Origin of the sequence: Streptomyces sp. NRRL WC-3605 (genome assembly GCF_001509795.1) — a bacterium.
In the GTDB taxonomy this organism is placed as follows: domain Bacteria; phylum Actinomycetota; class Actinomycetes; order Streptomycetales; family Streptomycetaceae; genus Streptomyces; species Streptomyces viridochromogenes.
In genome coordinates this window covers 45,714-65,323 of sequence record NZ_LLZN01000063.1, presented here as the reverse complement: position 1 = coordinate 65,323, position 19,610 = coordinate 45,714, and the positions used below count along the sequence as shown (strand labels likewise).

17 protein-coding genes are annotated in these 19,610 nt (G+C 73.2%); 11 read left to right on the top strand and 6 right to left on the bottom strand.

Annotated features, from left to right (window positions below):
- Window positions 1–245 precede the first annotated feature (245 nt).
- The 4 genes from ADL34_RS20560 to ADL34_RS20545 all read left to right on the top strand — a co-directional run bounded on the left by ADL34_RS20560 (window position 246) and on the right by ADL34_RS20545 (window position 2,988).
- Entirely contained in the window at window positions 246–635 is a 390-nt protein-coding gene (locus tag ADL34_RS20560) for a cell division protein SepF (RefSeq protein WP_062670371.1), read from the top strand.
- Between the two features lie 96 nt (window positions 636–731).
- Complete coding sequence (locus ADL34_RS20555; protein WP_079034303.1) at window positions 732–1,994, top strand: biotin transporter BioY; 1,263 nt, start codon at window positions 732–734, stop codon at window positions 1,992–1,994.
- The gene (locus ADL34_RS20550; protein ID WP_062670369.1) at window positions 1,991–2,341 is read left to right on the top strand and encodes a nucleotide pyrophosphohydrolase; all 351 of its coding nucleotides are present in this window, start codon (window positions 1,991–1,993) and stop codon (window positions 2,339–2,341) included. Before ADL34_RS20555 ends, ADL34_RS20550 begins: the two co-directional genes overlap by 4 nt.
- Window positions 2,342–2,517: 176 nt before the next feature.
- Complete coding sequence (locus ADL34_RS20545; RefSeq protein WP_062670367.1) at window positions 2,518–2,988, top strand: DUF6099 family protein; 471 nt, start codon at window positions 2,518–2,520, stop codon at window positions 2,986–2,988.
- 38 nt (window positions 2,989–3,026) lie between these two features.
- On the opposite strand, the gene ADL34_RS20540 is transcribed toward ADL34_RS20545, so the two are convergent.
- Window positions 3,027–3,212: a hypothetical protein gene (locus ADL34_RS20540; RefSeq protein ID WP_062670365.1), complete on the bottom strand. Its 186-nt coding sequence runs from the start codon at window positions 3,210–3,212 to the stop codon at window positions 3,027–3,029.
- A gap of 242 nt (window positions 3,213–3,454) precedes the next feature.
- Between ADL34_RS20540 and ADL34_RS20535 the strand changes: the two genes are divergently transcribed.
- The 3 genes from ADL34_RS20535 to ADL34_RS20525 all read left to right on the top strand — a co-directional run bounded on the left by ADL34_RS20535 (window position 3,455) and on the right by ADL34_RS20525 (window position 8,552).
- Window positions 3,455–4,378, top strand: a complete 924-nt coding sequence (locus ADL34_RS20535; protein ID WP_062670363.1) for an LLM class F420-dependent oxidoreductase — start codon at window positions 3,455–3,457, stop codon at window positions 4,376–4,378.
- Between the two features lie 149 nt (window positions 4,379–4,527).
- The gene (locus ADL34_RS20530; RefSeq protein ID WP_062670361.1) at window positions 4,528–6,000 is read left to right on the top strand and encodes a 3' terminal RNA ribose 2'-O-methyltransferase Hen1; all 1,473 of its coding nucleotides are present in this window, start codon (window positions 4,528–4,530) and stop codon (window positions 5,998–6,000) included.
- Entirely contained in the window at window positions 5,997–8,552 is a 2,556-nt protein-coding gene (locus ADL34_RS20525; protein WP_062670359.1) for a polynucleotide kinase-phosphatase, read from the top strand. The genes ADL34_RS20530 and ADL34_RS20525 overlap by 4 nt, the downstream gene beginning before the upstream one ends.
- A gap of 3 nt (window positions 8,553–8,555) precedes the next feature.
- Here the strand turns inward: ADL34_RS20525 and ADL34_RS20520 are convergent, their stop codons facing one another.
- Together ADL34_RS20520 and ADL34_RS20515 are read right to left on the bottom strand one after the other, a co-directional pair.
- Window positions 8,556–9,455: an NAD(+)/NADH kinase gene (locus ADL34_RS20520; protein ID WP_062670357.1), complete on the bottom strand. Its 900-nt coding sequence runs from the start codon at window positions 9,453–9,455 to the stop codon at window positions 8,556–8,558.
- Entirely contained in the window at window positions 9,452–10,516 is a 1,065-nt protein-coding gene (locus ADL34_RS20515) for an SPFH domain-containing protein (RefSeq protein WP_062670355.1), read from the bottom strand. Before ADL34_RS20515 ends, ADL34_RS20520 begins: the two co-directional genes overlap by 4 nt.
- A gap of 125 nt (window positions 10,517–10,641) precedes the next feature.
- On the opposite strand from ADL34_RS20515, the gene ADL34_RS20510 reads away from it, so the two are divergent.
- Both ADL34_RS20510 and argF read left to right on the top strand, forming a co-directional pair.
- Window positions 10,642–11,865, top strand: a complete 1,224-nt coding sequence (locus ADL34_RS20510; protein WP_062670353.1) for an arginine deiminase — start codon at window positions 10,642–10,644, stop codon at window positions 11,863–11,865.
- Between the two features lie 159 nt (window positions 11,866–12,024).
- Window positions 12,025–13,032: an ornithine carbamoyltransferase gene (gene argF / locus ADL34_RS20505; RefSeq protein WP_062670351.1), complete on the top strand. Its 1,008-nt coding sequence runs from the start codon at window positions 12,025–12,027 to the stop codon at window positions 13,030–13,032.
- A 10-nt stretch (window positions 13,033–13,042) separates the two neighbouring features.
- Here the strand turns inward: argF and ADL34_RS20500 are convergent, their stop codons facing one another.
- Window positions 13,043–13,495, bottom strand: coding sequence for an ATP-binding protein (locus ADL34_RS20500; protein WP_062670349.1), 453 nt, complete (start codon window positions 13,493–13,495; stop codon window positions 13,043–13,045).
- A gap of 335 nt (window positions 13,496–13,830) precedes the next feature.
- On the opposite strand from ADL34_RS20500, the gene ADL34_RS20495 reads away from it, so the two are divergent.
- Window positions 13,831–14,658 carry an enoyl-CoA hydratase family protein gene (locus tag ADL34_RS20495; RefSeq protein WP_062670347.1) on the top strand — a complete coding sequence of 276 codons (828 nt, stop codon included), beginning with the start codon at window positions 13,831–13,833 and terminating at the stop codon, window positions 14,656–14,658.
- Window positions 14,643–17,003, top strand: a complete 2,361-nt coding sequence (locus ADL34_RS20490) for a bifunctional salicylyl-CoA 5-hydroxylase/oxidoreductase (protein ID WP_420714270.1) — start codon at window positions 14,643–14,645, stop codon at window positions 17,001–17,003. The genes ADL34_RS20495 and ADL34_RS20490 overlap by 16 nt, the downstream gene beginning before the upstream one ends.
- Before the next feature lie 11 nt (window positions 17,004–17,014).
- Here the strand turns inward: ADL34_RS20490 and ADL34_RS20485 are convergent, their stop codons facing one another.
- Window positions 17,015–17,827, bottom strand: coding sequence for a PaaX family transcriptional regulator C-terminal domain-containing protein (locus ADL34_RS20485; protein WP_062670345.1), 813 nt, complete (start codon window positions 17,825–17,827; stop codon window positions 17,015–17,017).
- A gap of 15 nt (window positions 17,828–17,842) precedes the next feature.
- The gene (locus ADL34_RS20480) at window positions 17,843–19,456 is read right to left on the bottom strand and encodes an AMP-binding protein (protein ID WP_199835604.1); all 1,614 of its coding nucleotides are present in this window, start codon (window positions 19,454–19,456) and stop codon (window positions 17,843–17,845) included.
- Between the last annotated feature and the right edge of the window lie 154 nt (window positions 19,457–19,610).

Sequence of the window (19,610 nt, the reverse complement as noted above, 5' to 3'; positions counted from 1 at the left end):
TGCCCGGCCCGAGCCATCAGTCTGACACCCGTCCGGCGGAGTCGCACGCGGGCCGGGCAAGGGTCCGGGCACTCCGGGTACCCGTGCCGGGCCGCCCGTCCCGGCGCCGACGCCGACGCCCTCCGGGCCCGGCCGGAACGGGCCCGATTCGGTCGCGGGCCGTGTCGGTGTTGGGCCGAACGGGTGACTTGGCGTAAGAATTGGCTGGTGCAGGCATTGAGGGCGAGTCAGGTCGGGGTGAGCCGGTGAACAGCTACGACGTCACCGATGAACAGTGGGCGGGGCTCGCCCAGGTCGTGCCTTTGCGAGGGCGTGACGCCTGGCCGTCGGCGGTGGACCACCGTGCGATGCCGGAGGCGGTGACGGAGCCGCGCCGGCGTTTCGTCGTCCTGCGGGTCAACGTGTTCGGGGACGCCCGCGAGGTCGCGGAGACCCTGATGGCGGGCATCCCGGTACTGCTGGACCTGACGAGCGCCGAGAACGAGGTCGCCAAGCGGGTCCTCGACTTCAGCACGGGCGTCGTCTTCGGCCTGGGCAGCGGTATGCACCGCGTCGACCGCAACGTGTTCCTGCTGACCCCGCCCGGCACCGAGGTGAGCGGACTGATGGAGACGGCCGGCGTCCCCGGCGCGTGAGACACCGCGCCCGCGGCGCGGTGCCGTACCCCTTTCGTAGGAAGCCCGCGCGGGTGGAACGGTTCGCCTGAGGACGGCGGCTCTACGGTCCCCGACATGGGCCTTTCCTCTGTCTCCGGTGCCGTGTCCGTGCCGCCCCAGGGCCGTCGGACGGGGGTCGCGGCACACCGGCCGGGACCGTCGCCGGCAGCCGATCCCGCCGAGGAGCATCTCGCCGAGGAGCATCCGGGCGACGGCCCGCCGGACCCGCCCCGGCCCCACGTCGTCGAGCTGCGGCTGTCCGCCTTCGCCGGGCACCGCAGGGCCGTCTTCCCGCTCGGCCCGTGCACGTTCTTCGTGGGACCCAGCGGGTCCGGCAAGACGACCGCGCTGCGGGCGTACGGGGCACTGGCCGCGCTCGCCGGCGGCCGCACCGTCGAGGAGGCGTTCCCCGACCCCACGGCCTGCGTCCCGGAACGGGCACGCCCGGACGCCCAGCGGCGGCGCGGCTTCCGGATCGGCTGCACCGCCGACGGCCCGGAGGGGCCGGTGCGGCTCGACGTGGCGGTGCAGGCGGAGCCCGAACCGCGCATCGTGGGGGAGCGGTTGACAGCGGGCGGTGTCGTCCTGCTGGAGACGGCCCTGCGCGATCCCGGCCGGCGCAGCGTGCAGGCAGCCTGGCACACGGCCGGGCAGACCCCGGTGACGCGGGCCCCGCTCCCGGACGACCGGCTCGGCACCGCGCTGCTGCCCCTGCGGGTGGCCGGCACCACCGACGGACAGCGGCGGGTCCTCGCCGCGGCCGAACAGCTGGTGGTGGCCCTGCGCTCGGTCTTCGCCTGCGACCCCCGGCCCGAGCGGATGCGGGCCGAGGTCCCGGTCGGCTCCGGCCGGCTGCTCAGCGGCTGCGACAACCTCGCCGACGTCGTGTGGCGCACGCGCTCCGAGTGCACACGACGGCACGCCCGGCTCGTCGCCGCCGCCCGCGCCGGATGCGCCGGCCCGGTGACCGACGTCGCCGCCGAACTGCTGGCCGGCGGGACGGTCCGGGGGCTGCTCGACCGGGGTGACGGCGTCCGCACCCCGCTCGGCCGGCTCGGCCACGGCGAACTGCGCTACCTCGCGCTGTCCCTGGTGCTGCTGACCGGGCCCGGCGTCCTGGAGGTCGACCCGGTGCGCGAGGTGCCCGTCGCCCTGCAGACGCTGGGTGTCCTCGCGGACGGCCTCGACCGCGGCCTGGACCCCGTGCAGCGCGCGGAGCTGACCGGCCTGGCGGCCCGCATGGGGGCGCGGGGGCACATCCGGCTGGTGGGGTCGGTGAGCGACCCCTCGGGCCTCGGGGAGACGGACGGCGTGACGGTGGTACACCTGGAGCCGTGACCGAACCTCTTGATGTCGCCGGACTCCAGCGCAGGCTCGTGGAGTTCGCGGCCGCGCGCGACTGGCAGCCGTACCACACGCCGAAGAACCTCGTCTCCGCGCTCGGCGTGGAGGCCGCCGAACTGCAGGAGATCTTCCAGTGGTTGACCCCGGAGCAGTCCGCCCGGGTCATGGACGACGCCGGTACGGCTGCCCGGGTGCGGGACGAGGTCGCGGACGTGCTGGCGTATCTGCTCCAGCTGTGCGAGGTGCTCGGTGTCGACCCGCTCGCCGCGCTGGACGCGAAGATCGACCGGAACGAGCGGAGGTTCCCGCGCCCCGGCGAGGTTCCCCCGCCCGCTGAGTAAATAGTTCCACTTTCACTCTCCGTGGTGATGCGGTGCTCCGTATCCGAAAAGTTGTCCGCAGATTTCCGTCTTCCTCTGGCTTTTCGTCTCAACGCCCTTCACTCTGGGTAATGAACAGGTGAGTTCGGAGTTCAGGTGGACGTGTGGGCAGCGCGTCCAGACGGACGGGGACTGCGATGGACGCGGTGCGGCTGATCGTGAACAGCAGGCGAGCGCTGGCGGGAAGCGGCGGCGCGCCGGACATCATGACCGAGGTGTGGCAGGCCCAGGCGCTCGCGCAGGCCATCGGCAGTCGGCTCGCCGTCTACGGGCCGCCCGAACTGCGCGGGGAGGCCATCGGGTTGACCGAGCTCGCGGGCCGCGGCTGCGGCGTCCTGGAGATCCCGGACCTCGCGGAGGGTGCGTTACGCGCCGCCCAGCTCACCGAGCTGGGCGACGCGCGGCAGGCCCTGATGAACCTCGGCAGCCTGCTGGGCGAGGCCGGGATCGCGCTGGTCGGCGTGGCCAGCTCCGCCGACGACGAGACGACGTACTGGCGCTGTATGGAGGCCATCGACGCCGCCGACGAATCCCGCGACCGGGTCCTGGAGATGCTCCGCAGACTCGCGGACCGCGACGAGGTCCTGGCGGAGAGGGAGGCAGGCTGATCCCGCAGGGGCAACGCAGCCGGGACCCGAAGGTTCCGTCAGGTGGTCCCGTCCTCCGCCCCCGGTGGCACACTCCGGAGTGCGGCCCCCGTCGCCTGGAGGTCGGCGTCCAGTGCCGACAGGTCGGCGTTCAGGGCCGCCATCAGTTCCTCCATCTGCTCCAGCAGCCCTTTCGGGCGACCGGTCCCCCCGCCACCCGCCGGTGGCTCGAACTCCTCGGACACGACGGCCTCCTCCGGCCCGCGGCCCCCCCAACGGCAGTGGGCCGACACAGGACACCCCGGCGCCGGCGGGCCGGTGAGGGAGCCGGGCGGTCCGGCTCCGACCGGGCCAACGATCATCGTCCGGGCCGGTCACCGGCAGGGCGGCGGACGTCCACGGCACCGACGGGATTCACCCGACCGTGGCACGGGAGGGCGCGGGGCCCCGGGCGGCCGGAGCGCGCGCGGGCGTGCAGGATGGGGGCATGGATCTCCGCATCTTCACCGAGCCCCAGCAGGGGGCGACCTACGAGACGCTGCTGACCGTGGCGAAGGCCACCGAGGACCTCGGGTTCGACGCCTTCTTCCGCTCCGACCACTATCTGAAGATGGGCGATGTGGACGGCCTGCCCGGCCCCACCGACGCCTGGATCACGCTCGCCGGCCTCGCCCGCGAGACCCGGCGCATCCGCCTCGGCACCCTGATGACCGCCGGCACCTTCCGGCTGCCCGGTGTGCTCGCCATCCAGGTCGCCCAGGTCGACCAGATGTCCGGCGGACGCGTCGAACTCGGTCTGGGCGCGGGCTGGTTCGAGGAGGAGCACAAGGCGTACGGCATCCCCTTCCCGAAGGAGAAGTTCGGGCGGCTGGAGGAGCAGCTCGCCATCGTCACGGGCCTGTGGGAGACCAAGCTCGGCGAGACCTTCGACTTCCGGGGCGAGTACTACACGCTCACCGACTCGCCCGCCCTGCCCAAGCCCGCCCAGGACCGGATCCCGGTGCTCATCGGCGGCCACGGCGCCACCCGCACGCCGCGCCTCGCGGGCCGGTACGCCGACGAGTTCAACATGCCGTTCGCCTCCATCGAGGACTCCGAGCGGCAGTTCGGCCGGGTGCGCGAAGCCGTCCGCGCCGCCGGCCGCCGTCCCGAGGACCTCGTCTACTCGAACGCCCTCGTCGTCTGCGTCGGCAAGGACGACCAGGAGGTCGCCCGCCGCGCCGCCGCCATCGGCCGCGAGGTCGACGAGCTCAAGGCGAACGGGCTGGCCGGGTCGCCCGCCGAGGTCGTGGAGAAGATCGGCCGCTACCAGGAGGCCGGCTCGCAGCGGATCTACCTCCAGGTGCTCGACCTGCACGACCTGGACCACCTGGAGCTGATCTCCGCGCAGGTCCAGTCGCAGCTGTCGTAGCGGCACCACGGACACCGCGTCCGCACGCCCCGGGGAACGACGGGTCCCCGGGGCGTCGTCGTGCGCCCGAAATTCCCGGGTGCCGTCGGCGCCCGCTCGATACGGTGTGCGTATCCGCAGTTCAGACCACTACGTCAAGGTCATCCACCGTGTTCCTGACCCTCACCACCACCGGCACCCCGGAGCGCCCGGCCACCGATCTCGGCTACCTGCTGCACAAGCATCCCGAGAAGGCGCAGGCGTTCTCCACCTCGTTCGGCACGGCCCACGTGCTCTACCCGGAGGCGGACGCCGAGCGCTGCACCGCGGCGCTGCTGCTGGAGGTCGACGCGGTGGCGCTGGTCCGGCGCGGCAAGGGCAAGGGACGGGGCGGCGCCCCCGACGCCGCGCTCGCGCAGTACGTCAACGACCGTCCGTACGCGGCCTCCTCGCTGCTGGCCGTGGCGCTGAGCGCGGTGTTCTCCAGCGCGATGCGGGGCGTGTGCACCGCCCGCCCGGAGCTGCCCGACCGTCCGCTGCCGCTGCGCGTCGAGGTGCCGTCGCTGCCCGCGCGGGGCGGCGCCGCCCTCGTACGGCGTCTGTTCGAACCGCTCGGCTGGGACGTCTCCGCCGAGCCGGTGCCGCTGGACGAGAGGTTCCCCGAGTGGGGCGACTCGCGCTACGTCCGGCTCGTCCTTCAGTCGGCCACGCTGACCCTCGCCGAGGCCCTGCGGCACCTGTACGTGCTGCTTCCCGTCCTCGACGACGCCAAGCACTACTGGGTCGCCCCCGACGAGGTCGACAAGCTGCTGCGCGCCGGTGAGGGCTGGCTGCCGGACCACCCCGAGCAGAAGCTGATCACCAGCCGCTACCTCTCACGCCGCTGGTCCCTGACCCGCGCGGCGATGGAGCGGCTGGAGCTGGTCCGGCTCGCCGAGACCGACGACAGCGAGGTCGAGGAGATCGACAACGCGGTCGCCGAGGAGACGGAGGCCGAGGAGAAGCCGGCCCCGCTCGCCGTGCAGCGCCGCGAGGCCGTCCTCACCGCGCTGCGGGCGGCCGGCGCCACACGCGTGCTCGACCTGGGCTGCGGGCAGGGCCAGTTGGTGCAGGCGCTGCTCAAGGACCCGGCGTACACCGAGATCGTCGGCGTCGACGTGTCCGTGCGGGCGCTCACGATCGCCGGGCGGCGGCTGAAGCTGGACCGGATGGGGGAGCGGCAGGCCGCGCGCGTGAAGCTCCTCCAGGGCTCCCTCGCCTACACCGACAGCCGGCTCAAGGGGTACGACGCGGCCGTGCTCAGCGAGGTCGTCGAGCACGTCGACCCGCCCCGGCTGCCCGCCCTGGTGTACGCGGTGTTCGGGGCGGCCCGCCCCCGCACCGTCCTCGTGACCACCCCGAACGTCGAGTACAACGTCCGCTGGGAGAGCCTGCCCGCCGGGCACGTCCGGCACGGCGACCACCGGTTCGAGTGGACGCGCGAGGAGTTCCGCGCCTGGGCCGGGGCCGTCGCCGAACGGCACGGCTACGGAGTGGAGTTCGTACCGGTGGGACCCGACGACCCCGAGGTGGGGCCGCCGACGCAGATGGCCGTGTTCGTACGTGACGTGACCGACGGGAAGAAGGAGGCGAAGGCCGCATGACCGGGACCGGCACCGAGACCACGAACGGGCGGGTCCTGCCCGTCACCGACCTCTCCCTCGTCGTCCTCGTCGGCGCCTCCGGCTCCGGCAAGTCGACGTTCGCCCGCCGGCACTTCAAGCCCACCGAGGTGATCTCCTCCGACTTCTGCCGGGGCCTCGTCGCCGACGACGAGAACGACCAGAGCGCCAGCCGGGACGCCTTCGACGTCCTGCACTACATCGCGGGCAAGCGCCTGGCGGCCGGCCGCCGCACGGTCGTCGACGCCACCAACGTGCAGCAGGACGCGCGACGGCAGCTCATCGAGCTCGCCAAGCGGTACGACGTGCTCCCCATAGCCATCGTGCTCGACGTGCCCGAGGAGGTGTGCGCCGAGCGCAACGCGGCCCGCACCGACCACGCCGACATGCCGCGCCGCGTCATCCAGCGGCACATCCGCGAACTGCGCCGCTCCCTGCGGCACCTGGAGCGCGAGGGCTTCCGCAAGGTGCACGTCCTGCGCGGCACCGACGAGGTCGAGCACGCCACCGTCGTCACCGAGAAACGCTTCAACGACCTCACCCACCTCACCGGACCGTTCGACATCATCGGCGACGTGCACGGCTGCGCGTCCGAACTGGACGCGCTGCTCGGCAAGCTGGGCTACGGGGACGGCGCGCACCCCGAGGGCCGCACCGCCGTCTTCGTCGGCGACCTCGTCGACCGCGGCCCGGACAGCCCCGGCGTCCTGCGGCGCGTGATGGGCATGGTGAAGTCGGGCCACGCGCTGTGCGTGCCCGGCAACCACGAGAACAAGTACGGCCGTTTCCTCAAGGGCCGCAACGTCCAGCACACGCACGGACTCGCCGAGACGATCGCGCAGATGGAAGGGGAGAGCGAGGAGTTCCGCGCCGAGGTCCGGGAGTTCATCGACGGGCTCGTCAGCCACTACGTGCTGGACGGCGGAAGGCTCGTCGTCTGCCACGCCGGTCTGCCCGAGAAGTACCACGGCCGCACCTCCGGACGGGTCCGCTCGCACGCCCTGTACGGCGACACCACCGGTGAGACCGACGAGTTCGGGCTGCCGGTGCGCTACCCGTGGGCGGAGGACTACCGGGGCCGCGCGGCCGTGGTGTACGGCCACACCCCGGTCCCCGAAGCGACCTGGCTGAACAACACCATCTGCCTGGACACCGGTGCCGTCTTCGGCGGCAAGCTGACCGCGCTGCGCTGGCCGGAGCGCGAGCTGGTCGACGTACCCGCCGAGCAGGTCTGGTACGAGCCGGCCAAGCCGCTGCGCACCGAGGCGCCGGGCGGGCAGGACGGCCGTCCGCTCGACCTGGCGGACGTGCACGGACGCCGGGTGGTGGAGACCCGTCACCACGGGCGGGTCGCGATCCGCGAGGAGAACGCGGCGGCGGCCCTGGAGGTCATGAGCCGCTTCGCCGTGGACCCGCGGCTGCTGCCGTACCTGCCGCCGACCATGGCGCCCACGGCGACCTCGGCGGTCGACGGCTACCTCGAGCACCCGGCGGAGGCGTTCGCGCAGTACGCGGCGGACGGCGTCGAGCGGGTCGTGTGCGAGGAGAAGCACATGGGCTCGCGGGCCGTGGCCCTGGTGTGCCGCGACGCCGAGGCGGCGCGCCGGCACTTCGGCGTGGAGGACGGCGTGACCGGCTCCCTCTACACCCGCACGGGCCGCCCGTTCTTCGACGACCCGGCGATGACGGAGTCGATCCTGGACCGGCTCCGCACGGCCGCCGGCGAGGCCGGCCTCTGGAGCGAGCTGGAGACCGACTGGCTGCTGCTCGACGCCGAGCTGATGCCGTGGTCGCTGAAGGCCGCCGGGCTGCTGCGCTCGCAGTACGCGGCGGTCGGCGCGGCGGCCGGAGCGGTGTTCCCCGGTGCGCTCGCCGCGCTGGAGGGCGCCGCCGGGCGGGGCGTCGACGTCTCCGCGCTGCTGGCCCGCCAGCGGGAACGGGCCTCGGACGCGGCCGCGTTCACCGAGGCGTACCGCCGCTACTGCTGGACGACGGACGGCCTGGACGGCGTGCGCCTCGCGCCCTTCCAGCTCCTCGCGGTCCAGGGCCGCAGCCTCGCCGCGCTCCCGCACGACGAGCAGCTCGCGCTCCTCGACCGGCTCGTGGAGCACGACGGGAGCGGCCTGCTGCGGACCACCCGGCGCCTGTACATCGACACCGGTGACCCGGAGTCGGTCCGGGCGGGCGTCGACTGGTGGCTGGAGATGACGGGGCGCGGCGGCGAGGGCATGGTCGTCAAGCCGCTCGGCGCGGTGGTGCGCGACGGGCGGGGCCGGCTGGTCCAGCCCGGCGTCAAGTGCCGCGGACGCGAGTACCTGCGGATCATCTACGGTCCGGAGTACACGCGCCCGGAGAACCTGGAGCGGCTGCGCAACCGGTTCCTGAACCACAAGCGCTCCCTCGCCCTGCGCGAGTACGCGCTCGGTCTGGAGGCCCTGGACCGGCTGGCCGGGGGCGAGCCGCTGTGGCGGGTGCACGAGGCGGTGTTCGGGGTGCTGGCGCTGGAGTCGGAGCCGGTCGACCCGCGGCTGTGACGTTCAGCCGGCGAGGCGCAGCCGGTCCGGGCACACCCCGACCCGGACCGTCTGCCCCCACGTCAGCTCCACGGCGTCCGACTCCATGCCGTCCCCGAACGCCACCAGCCGTTCGGACTCGACGGTCAACGTGAGCCGCCCCGCGGCGGCCAGTTCCCCCGCCACCAGGGACGTCCCGGTGGCGGGGGACGGCCATGCCTCCCGCACGAACCACAGCAGGCGCTCCTCCGTCGGGGAGGGCAGCGCCGGCCGCCCTCCCCGCTCCTGCCACACCGACCGGAGCCAGCCGGTCGCCCCGGTGCCCGTCCCGACGATCACCCCGGACGAGGCCTGGGCCTCGACGACACCCCCGTCGTCCTCCAGGCCCAGGCGGTAGCGGGCCGTCTGGTGTCCGGCGGCGCCCAGGTAGATCTCGTTCAGCGCCACCAGGCGCTGGGTGTCGTCGGTGACGGCCTCGACCATGGTCAGCTCGTCGCAGCGGGCCGTGCGGGCCTGCGTGGCCGCCAGCAGGGCCGCCGCGTCGCTCGGGCGGTGCCGCACCAGCACACCGGGGTTGCGGCCCGGGTCGGAGTCGATGCCCACCACCGGCTGCCCGGCGAGGTACTTGGCGACGTTCGCGACGAGCCCGTCCTGCCCGACGACGACCACCACGTCCTCCGGCGCGAACAGGAAGCGGTCCAGGTCGGCGCGCTCCACCCGGGCCTGCCGCCAGGTCAGCGGGATCGCCGCCGCCACCTCGGCCAGCGCCCGGCGGGTGCGGTGGTGCCGGTCCGCGATCTCCTCGATGTCCCGGCCGCGCGAGGAGAGGAAGAAGGCGGCCTGGCCGTGCGTGCCGTGCCGGGCCACCAGCTCCTCGTACTCGGTGGTGCGGTGGACGAGGACCACCCGGGGCGCGAGGCTCACTCCCGCGCTCCCAGCCGGCTGAGCAGCCCGGTCAGCAGATCCGGCGTCACGGTCACGCTGTCGATCCGCGGCAGGTTCTCCGCCAGCCGGGTCCCGGTGAGCGCGTGCAGGGTCGCCACGTCCACGTCGGCGTGCACCCGCAGCCAGGCCGCCTGGGCCTGCGCCCGCGCCTCGCCGACCTCGCGCGCCCCCTCGGCCTCGGCCTTCGCGAGCCGCACGGACCGGGTGGCCTCCGCCTCCGCGAGCCGTACGGTCCGGGCCGCCTCCGCGTCCGCGAGCCGTACCGTGCGGGCCGCCTCCGCCTCGGCGCGCACGGCGTCAGCGGCGGCGCCCTCCTCGGCCTCCCGGCGGGCGTTGGTGCCGCGCTGGTCGACCAACTGCTCCTCGCGGCGCGCGAGTTCGATCTGGCTGGCCAGCTCGTTCTCGGCGATCGCGCGCTCCCGCTCGACGGCCACCGCCCGCCGTTCGTACGTCGCCCGGTCCGCCTCCTGCTGGATCTGCTCCCGGGCCGGGGTACGCAGCGCCCGCTCCACCTCGGGCTCGGGGCGCAGGGCCACCACCCGCACGGCGACGACCTCGATGCCCGTCTCCGGCAGCCGGGGCTCCCCGGCCAGTCCGGCCGCGATCCGCTCCCGCACCGCGCTGACCCCGTCGGCCAGGGCCGCCGCCAGCGGCGTACGGGCCAGGACGTCCAGGGCGTGCTGCTGGGCCGTCTCCGTCAGGAGCGTCCCGAGCTGCTCCAGCGGGGCGCCCCGCCAGACGCCCGTGTCCGGGTCGATGGAGAAGTCCAGGCGGGCCGCCGCGACGGCGGGGTCGCTGATCCGATAGGTGACGGTCGCCTGCACGGCCACGTCCTGGAAGTCGGACGTGCGGGCGTGGAACGTCATCGCCAGTTCCCGGTCGTCGACGGGGACCTCGGAGAGCGCGGCGGTCAGCGCCCGGTACCAGAAGCTGAGGCCGGGGCCGTCGTGCAGCAGCTTTCCGCCGCGGTGGTGGCGGACGTGCGCGGTGGGCGCACCGCGCAGATGGCGCCAGCCCAGGCGCCGGGTGATGTCGGCCATGAAGCCTGCCCCCTCTTTCTCGTCATGACGACGATAAGCGCTCCCGCCACTTGTCGTCAAGAGGACGAGAAGAAGTCCTGCGTAAGGAGGGGGTGAACGCGGGCCTCTTTGGCCAGGATGGAGGCATGGGACTGCATGTCGACTCCGAGGCCGGGCGGCTGCGCCGCGTCATCCTTCACCGGCCCGATCTGGAGCTCAAAAGGCTCACCCCCAGCAACAAGGACGCCCTGCTCTTCGACGACGTGCTCTGGGTGCGCCGGGCGCGCGCCGAGCACGACGGGTTCGCGGACGTGCTGCGCGACCGGGGGGTCGAGGTCCACCTGTTCGGCGACCTGCTCACCGAGGCCCTGGAGATCCCGGCGGCCCGGAAGCTCGTCCTCGACCGGGTCTTCGACGAGAAGGAGTACGGGGTGCTCGCCACCGACCACCTCCGTGCCGCCTTCGAAGGGCTGCCCGCGCCCGAGCTCGCCGAGGCGCTCGTCGGCGGCATGACCAAGCGCGAGTTCCTGGACGCCCACGCCGAGCCGATCTCGGTGCGCTTCCACGTCATGGAGCTCGACGACTTCCTCCTCGCGCCGCTGCCCAACCACCTGTTCACCCGGGACACCTCCGCCTGGATCTACGACGGCGTCTCCGTCAACGCGATGCGCTGGCCCGCCCGGCAGCGCGAGACCGTGCACTTCGAGGCGATCTACCGGCACCACCCGCTCTTCCGGGACGAGGACTTCCACGTCTGGTCCGAGGGGCAGGCCGACTACCCGTCCACCATCGAGGGCGGCGACGTCCTGGTCATCGGCAGCGGCGCGGTCCTCATCGGCATGAGCGAGCGCACCACCCCGCAGGCCGTCGAGATGCTCGCCCACAAGCTGTTCGCCGCCGGGTCGGCCCGTACGATCGTCGCCCTCGACATGCCCAAGCGGCGGGCACTGATGCACCTCGACACCGTGATGACCCAGGTCGACGGAGACGTCTTCACCCAGTACGCCGGCCTCGGCATGCTCCGCTCCTACACGATCGAACCGGGCGCCGCCGACAAGGAGCTGAAGGTCACCGACCATCCGCCGGAGCACATGCACCGCGCGATCGCCGCCGCTCTCGGCCTCAGTGAGATCCGTGTGCTGACCGCCACCCAGGACGTGCACTCCGCCGAGCGGGAGCAGTGGGACGACGGCTGCAACGTGCTGGCCGTCGAGCCCGGAGTCGTCGTCGCCTACGAGCGCAACGCCACCACCAACACGCATCTGCGCAAGCAGGGTGTCGAGGTGATCGAGATCCCGGGCAGCGAGCTGGGCCGGGGGAGGGGCGGCCCGCGCTGCATGAGCTGCCCCATCGAGCGCGACGCCGTCTAGGCGGGGAGGCGGACGGGCGGGGAGGCGGACGGGCGCGTGGGCAGACGGGCGGGCGGGGTGGTCGTGACGGCTCTATCGACGTAGGGGTCGCCGTATATTAATTCTGAAGGTCGTATAGACTTTCACTGTCTACGTTTCCCGCATCTCTGGAGCGCCCCCATGGCGACTGTCCCGACCGCCCTCGCCGGCCGCCCCTTCCTCAAGGAGCTCGACTTCACCCGGGAGGAGTTCCTCGGGCTCGTCGAGCTGGCCGCCGAGCTGAAGGCGGCCAAGAAGGCCGGGAACGAGACCCAGTACCTGCGCGGCCGGAACATCGCCCTGATCTTCGAGAAGACGTCGACGCGCACCCGCTGCGCCTTCGAGGTCGCCGCCGCCGATCAGGGCGCCTCCACGACCTACCTGGACCCCACGGGCTCCCAGATCGGCCACAAGGAGTCCGTGAAGGACACCGCGCGGGTCCTCGGGCGGATGTACGACGGGATCGAGTACCGGGGGGACAGCCAGGCCAAGGTCGAGGAGCTGGCCGCGTTCTCGGGCGTGCCCGTCTTCAACGGCCTCACCGACGACTGGCACCCCACCCAGATGCTGGCGGACGTGCTCACCATGACCGAGCACTGCGCCGAGCCCGTGAACGGTATCGCCTTCGCCTACCTGGGCGACGCCCGCTTCAACATGGGCAACTCCTACCTGATCACCGGCGCCCTGCTGGGCATGGACGTCCGGATCGTCGCCCCGCAGGCGTACTGGCCGGCCGCGTCGGTCGTCGAGCGGGCCCAGGAGCTCGCCGCGGTCAGCGGAGCCCGCGTCACCCTCACCGAGAAGGTCGACGAGGGCGTCCTCGGCGCCGACTTCGTCGCCACCGACGTCTGGGTGTCCATGGGGGAGCCGAAGGAGGTCTGGGACGAGCGGATCGCCGCCCTCGGCGCCTACGCCGTGACCATGGACGTGCTGCGGGCCACGGGCAACCCGGACGTGAAGTTCCTGCACTGCCTGCCCGCCTTCCACGACCTCGGCACGAAGGTCGGCCAGGAGATCTTCGCGTCCCACGGCCTGTCGTCCCTGGAGGTCACCGACGAGGTCTTCGAGTCGGAGCACTCGGTGGTCTTCGACGAGGCGGAGAACCGCCTGCACACGATCAAGGCGGTCCTGGTGGCGACGATGGCCTGAGCGCCCCTGGTCAGTGCGGCCGGCGCTGGGCCGGCACGACCGGCAGCCGGAACCAGACCGCCTTGCCGGACGCCGTCGGGCGGTGGCCGCACGACGAGCTGAGCGCCCGGATCAGCAGCAGGCCCCGGCCGTGCTCCTGCCACGGGTCGGGTTCCTCCACCAGGGGCCGCGTCAGATGGCCCGGCGGCGCCGGGTCCGGGTCGTGGACCTCGACCTGGCAGCCCGACGGGTGCAGGTCCACCACCAGCTCTATCGGGCCGTCCCCGGGTGTGTGCTCCACGGCGTTCGCGACCAGCTCCGCCGTCAGCAGCTCCGCGGTGTCGCTGTCCGCCGCATGCTCCAGATCCGCCAGCGCCGTACGGACCAGGGCGCGCGCGACCGGCACGGCCGCGGCGGTGTGCGGCAGTGCGACACGCCAGGAGGCGGAGGGCAAGGGGCGATCGTGCAAGGCGGGTCCGTTCATGAGCAGGCTGTCCTGCTTTCAACCTTATGAATGGTACGGCGCCGTCCGTCCGAGCGTCCGGCGGGCACCGCCCGGGGCCATCGCCCCGGCTGCTGGGCGGCATACCCAGGCCGGCGCCCGCCCTCGCCGGGGGAGCCCCGCCGTTACACGCGCGTCGACGAGTCGTGACGGATGTGACAGCCGCAGGTCACGGCCCGTCGCCGCGGAGTGCGCCGGAACGCCTTATCGCGCGGTCGTGACGACGGTCAAAGACAGGTGATAACTTCGGGAGTGAGCTCGAAGGGGTGAGCTCACCGAGGCAGTGCCCGCCGTCCGCCCTGGGGAGGCCGCACGTCATGAGTCCCTTCACCGGCTCCGCCGCCCGCACCTCCGACTGGGAGCATCTGCGGGTCGAACACACCGACGGAGTCGCCACCGTCACCCTGGCCCGCCCCGACAAGCTCAACGCGCTCACCTTCGGCGCCTACGCCGACCTGCGCGACCTGCTCGCCGAACTGTCCCGGGAGCGGGCCGTGCGCGCCCTCGTCCTGGCCGGCGAGGGCCGCGGCTTCTGCTCCGGCGGCGACGTCGACGACATCATCGGCGCCACCCTCTCCATGGACACCGCCCAGCTCCTCGACTTCAACCGCATGACCGGACAGGTCGTCCGCGCCGTACGCGAGTGCCCGTTCCCGGTGATCGCGGCCCTGCACGGCGTGGCCGCCGGCGCCGGCGCCGTCCTCGCGCTGGCCGCCGACTTCCGGGTCGCCGACCCCAGCGCCCGGTTCGCCTTCCTCTTCACCCGCGTCGGCCTCTCCGGCGGCGACATGGGCGCCGCCTACCTGCTGCCCCGCGTCGTCGGCCTCGGACACGCCACCCGGCTGCTGATGCTCGGCGACACGGTCCGCGCCCCCGAGGCCGAGCGGATCGGCCTGATCAGCGAGCTGACCGAGGAAGGGCGGGCCGACGAGGCCGCCCAGGCCCTGGCCCGCCGCCTGGCCGACGGCCCCGCCCTCGCGTACGCCCAGACCAAGGCGCTCCTCACCGCCGAACTGGACATGCCGCTCGCGGCGGCCGTCGAGATGGACGCCTCCACCCAGGCCCTCCTCATGAACGGCGAGGACTACGCCGAGTTCCACGCCGCCTTCACCGAGAAGCGGCCTCCCAAGTGGCGGGGGCGGTGACCGTGGCCGTCCAGAACAGCCCCCTGCGGGTCGCCGTCGTCGGCGGCGGCCCCGGCGGCCTCTACGCGGCGGCGCTCCTCAAGCGCCTCGACCCCGCCCGCCAGGTCACCGTCTGGGAGCGCAACGCCCCCGACGACACCTTCGGCTTCGGCGTGGTCCTCTCCGACGAGACCCTCGGCGGCATCGAGCACGCCGACCCCGTGGTGCACACCGCCCTCCAGGAACACTTCGTCCGCTGGGACGACATCGACATCGTGCACGCCGGCACCCGCCACACCTCCGGCGGACACGGCTTCGCCGCCCTCGGCAGGAAACGCCTCCTGCAGATCCTGCACGACCGGTGCCGCGACCTCGGCGTCGAGCTCCGGTTCCGCTCCGAGGCCCCGGACGTGGACCGGCTGGCCGCCACCCATGACCTCGTCGTCGCCGCCGACGGTGTGCACAGCACCATCCGCGACACCTACAGCCATGTGTTCCGCCCCCATGTGGCCACCCACCGCTGCCGCTACATCTGGCTCGCCGCCGACTTCGCCTTCGACGCCTTCCGCTTCGAGATCGCCGAGACCGAGCACGGCGTGATGCAGCTGCACGGCTACCCCTATTCCCGCCCGTCACCCGACCGCCACCCCTCGACGAGGCCCTCCGGGCCACAGGATCAATCCGGCGCCTCGACCGTCATCGTCGAGATGCGCGAAGAGGTCTGGCGGGCCGCCGGGTTCGACGAACTCGACGAGCAGGAGTCCGTCGCACGCTGCGCCAAGATCTTCGCCGACGCCCTCGGCGGACGCACCCTGAAGTCCAACAAGTCCGCCTGGACCAGCTTCCGCACCGTCGTCAACGAGCACTGGTCGCACGGCAACGTCGTCCTCCTCGGGGACGCCGCCCACACCGCCCACTTCTCCATCGGCTCCGGCACCAAACTCGCCGTCGAGGACGCCCTCGCGCTCGCCGCCTGCCTGACCGAACAGCCCGACGTCCCCGCCGCGCTCGCCGCCTACGAGGCCGAACGCAAGCCCGTCGTCGCCTCCACACAGCGGGCCGCCCGCGCCAGCCTCGAATGGTTCGAGAACATCGGCCTCTACCTCGACCAGCCGCCCCGCCAGTTCGCGTTCAACCTGCTCACCCGCAGCCGCCGCGTCACCCACGGCAACCTGCGGCTGCGCGACGCCTCCTTCACCGAGGCCGTGGAACGCGACTTCGGCTGCCCACCGGGCACACCCCCCATGTTCACCCCGTTCCGGCTGCGCGGACTGACCCTGCGCAACCGCGTCGTGGTGTCCCCGATGGACATGTACTCCGCCACCGACGGCGTTCCCGGCGACTTCCACCTCGTCCACCTCGGCGCCCGCGCCCTCGGCGGCGCCGGCCTGGTGATGACCGAGATGGTGTGCGTCAGCCCCGAGGGCCGCATCACCCCCGGCTGCGCGGGCCTCTACACCGGCTGGCAGGCCGAGGCGTGGAAGCGCGTCGTACGGTTCGTGCACACCCAGGCACCCGGCACCGCCATCGGCGTCCAGCTCGGCCACAGCGGCCGCAAGGGCTCGACCAAGCTGATGTGGGAGGGCATGGACGAGCCGCTGGACGAGGGCAACTGGCCCCTGGCCGCCGCCTCCCCGATCCCGTACCGGCCGGACTCCCAGACCCCGCGCGAACTCACCCGCTCCCAGCTCACCGACATCCGCGAGCAGTTCACGGCCGCCGCCTGGCGGGCCGCCCGCGCCGGCTTCGACCTCCTCGAACTGCACTGCGCGCACGGCTATCTGCTCTCCGGCTTCCTCTCCCCGCTCACCAACCGGCGCACCGACGCCTACGGCGGCTCCCTCGACCGCCGGCTCCGCTTCCCGCTGGAGGTCTTCGACGCCGTACGAGCCGTCTGGCCCGAGGAACGGCCCATGACCGTCCGGATCTCCGCCACCGACTGGGCCGAGGGCGGCACCGGCGCCGAGGACGCCGTGGACATCGCCCGCGCCTTCGCCCAGCACGGCGCCGACGCCATCGACGTCTCCACCGGGCAGGTCGTCGCCGACGAGCGCCCCGAGTTCGGACGGTCCTACCAGACGCCGTACGCGGACCGGATCCGGAACGCCACCGGCCGCCCGGTGATCGCCGTCGGCGCCATCTCCTCCTGGGACGACGTCAACTCCCTGATCCTCGCCGGCCGCACCGACCTGTGCGCCCTCGCCCGTCCCCACCTGTACGACCCGCACTGGACGCTGCACGCCGCCGCCGAGCAGGGCTACGACGGTCCGGGAGCCGTCTGGCCGGCCCCCTACCGGGCGGGCAGCCGCCGCCCGCAGACCGGCCGCACCGACGCCCCGAAACCCCGGCTCACCCTGGACGGCTGAGGAACGGGGCCTCACAGACCGGCGTACACGGCCCCCGCGTCCCGCAGCCGCTCGTGCAGCCCGCGGAAGACGGCGGCCGACCGCGCGCCCGGCCAGTCCGGCGGCAGCAGCCGCGCGGGCAGCCCCGGATCGGTGTACGGCAGGTGCCGCCAGGAGTCCAGGGCGAGCAGATAGTCGCGGTACGCCTCCTCCGGATCGGTGTCCGCCCGCCGCTCCCAGGCGCGCAGCACGCGCGCGTGCCGGTCGAGGAACGCCTCGTGCTCCTTGGCGATCGCGGCCAGGTCCCACCAGCGGGCGACGGCCTCGGCCGTCGGCGTGAAACCGAGATGCTCCCCCCGGAAGAAGTCCACGTACGCGTCGAGCCGCAGCCGCTCCAGGCTGTGCCGGGCCTCCTCGTGCAGCCGGGCGGGCGCGATCCACACACCCGGCGCCGCCGTGCCGAAGCCGAGCCCCGCCAGCCGGGAGCGCAGCACATGCCGTTTCTGCCGCTCCGACTCCGGCACCGAGAACACCGCGAGCACCCAGCCCTCGTCCTCGGGCGGCGCGGTGGCGTAGATACGGCGGTCGCCGTCGTCGAGCAACTGCCGCGCCTCGGACGACAGTTCGTACCCCGCCGCGCCCCGCTCCGTCCGGGCCGGCAGCAGCAGGCCGCGCCGCTTCAGCCGGGACACCGAGGAGCGGACGGAGGGCGCGTCGACGCCCACCGCCGCCAGCAGTCTGATCAGCTCGGCCACCGGCAGCGGGCCGGACACATGGCGGCCGTAGGCGCCGTAGAGCGTGACGATGAGAGACCGTGGTGCATGCTGGTCGGACACGTTGATCATCTTAGGTCGTACGGATCACTGCCGGTCGCCGGGCAGGTCACCGGCACCGCGCAGCCGGAACCTCTGGAGCTTGCCCGTCGCGGTGCGCGGCAGCGCGTCCAGGAAGACGATCTCCCGCGGGCACTTGTACGGCGCCAGCTCCGCCTTGACGAACGCGCGCAGCGCCTCCGCGTCCGGGCGCGCCCCCTCCCTGAGCACGGCGTACGCCACGACGACCTGGCCGCGTGCCTCGTCGGCGCGCCCCACCACGGCCGTCTCCAGTACGTCCGGGTGCCGCAGCAGGGCCTCCTCGACCTCCGGTCCCGCGATGTTGTACCCGGCCGAGATGATCATGTCGTCGGCGCGGGCGACGTACCGGAAGTAGCCCTCGGCGTCGCGGACATACGTGTCGCCCGTGACGTTCCAGCCGTGACGCACATAGTCGCGCTGACGGGGGTCGCCGAGATAACGGCAGCCCACCGGGCCGCGCACGGCCAGCAGCCCCGGCTCCCCGTCCGGCACCTCCCGGCCCTCGGCGTCGACGACCCGCGCCTGCCAGCCGGGGACGGCGACCCCGGTCGTCCCGGGCCTGATCCGCTCGTCGGCCGCCGAGATGAAGATGTGCAGCAGCTCGGTGGCACCGATGCCGTTGATGACGCGCAGCCCGGTCCGCTCGTGCCAGGCCCGCCAGGTGGCGGCGGGCAGGTTCTCACCGGCGGAGACACAGCGCCGCAGCGAGGAGACGTCGTGCCCGTCGAGCGCGTCGAGCATCGCCCGGTACGCCGTCGGCGCGGTGAACAGCACGGACACCCGGTGCTTGGCGATCGCCGGCAGCAACTGCTTGGGCCCCGCCTGTTCCAGCAGCAGGGCACTGGCGCCCGCCCGCATCGGGAAGACCACGAGCCCGCCCAGCCCGAACGTGAACCCCAGCGGCGGACTGCCCGCGAAGACGTCGTCCTCATGGGGCCGGAGCACATGTGCGGAGAAGGTGTCGGCGATCGCGAGCACATCCCGGTGGAAGTGCAGACAGCCCTTGGGCCGCCCGGTGGTCCCGGAGGTGAAGGCGATGAGCGCGACGTCGTCGGCGGCGGTGTCGGCGGCCGGGTACGGCGTGCCGGGCGCGGGCCGGCGCAGCAGGTCGTCGGGGCCGTCACCGCCGTACGTCGTGATGCGCAGCCCCGGCACCTCGGCCTTGGCGAGGTCGTCGACGGCCCGGACGTCGCACAGCGCGTGCCGGACCTCGGCGATCTCGCACATGGTCCGCAACTCGTGCGGCCGCTGCTGGGCCAGCACCGTGACGGCCACGGCGCCCGCCTTGAGCACCGCCAGCCAGCATGCCGCGAGCCAGGGCGTGGTGGGGCCGCGCAACAGGACCCGGTTGCCCGGGACGACCCCGAGCTCACCGGTGAGCACATGCGCGAGCCGGTCGACATGGGCGCGCAGTGTGGCGTACGTCCATGTGTCGCCGGCCGGGGTGTGGAACACGGGCCGGTCGCCGTCCGGCCCCGTCAGCAGCTCCGCGGCGGCGTTGAGCCGATCCGGGTAGTGCAGCTCCGGCAGGTCGAAGACGAGCTCCGGCCACTGGTCGGGCGGGGGCAGATGGTCCCTGGCGAAGGTGTCGACGTGCGCGGAGCGGTGCAGACCGGCCATGGCGGTTTCGCCCCCTTGCCTCGTGGGCTTCGTGTGGGCTCGCACCAGGAGCGTATCGTGTTGGTGACGGCAGTCAATGGGGCGCGATATCGTCGAGAGACCCGTCGCGAGGGTTCGTCGGGTCCGTCGAGAAGGGTCCGCCGGGGGCGGCCCG

Excerpts from the sequence above, each read along its gene's own strand:
- ADL34_RS20555 (WP_079034303.1), top strand. The coding sequence starts at position 732 with ATGGGCCTTTCCTCTGTCTCCGGTGCCGTGTCCGTGCCGCCCCAGGGC.
- ADL34_RS20545 (WP_062670367.1), top strand. The coding sequence starts at position 2,518 with ATGGACGCGGTGCGGCTGATCGTGAACAGCAGGCGAGCGCTGGCGGGA.
- ADL34_RS20535 (WP_062670363.1), top strand. The coding sequence starts at position 3,455 with ATGGATCTCCGCATCTTCACCGAGCCCCAGCAGGGGGCGACCTACGAG.
- ADL34_RS20525 (WP_062670359.1), top strand. The coding sequence starts at position 5,997 with ATGACCGGGACCGGCACCGAGACCACGAACGGGCGGGTCCTGCCCGTC.
- ADL34_RS20515 (WP_062670355.1), bottom strand. The coding sequence starts at position 10,516 with ATGGCCGACATCACCCGGCGCCTGGGCTGGCGCCATCTGCGCGGTGCG.
- ADL34_RS20510 (WP_062670353.1), top strand. The coding sequence starts at position 10,642 with ATGGGACTGCATGTCGACTCCGAGGCCGGGCGGCTGCGCCGCGTCATC.
- argF (WP_062670351.1), top strand. The coding sequence starts at position 12,025 with ATGGCGACTGTCCCGACCGCCCTCGCCGGCCGCCCCTTCCTCAAGGAG.
- ADL34_RS20500 (WP_062670349.1), bottom strand. The coding sequence starts at position 13,495 with ATGAACGGACCCGCCTTGCACGATCGCCCCTTGCCCTCCGCCTCCTGG.
- ADL34_RS20495 (WP_062670347.1), top strand. The coding sequence starts at position 13,831 with ATGAGTCCCTTCACCGGCTCCGCCGCCCGCACCTCCGACTGGGAGCAT.
- ADL34_RS20485 (WP_062670345.1), bottom strand. The coding sequence starts at position 17,827 with ATGATCAACGTGTCCGACCAGCATGCACCACGGTCTCTCATCGTCACG.
- ADL34_RS20480 (WP_199835604.1), bottom strand. The coding sequence starts at position 19,456 with ATGGCCGGTCTGCACCGCTCCGCGCACGTCGACACCTTCGCCAGGGAC.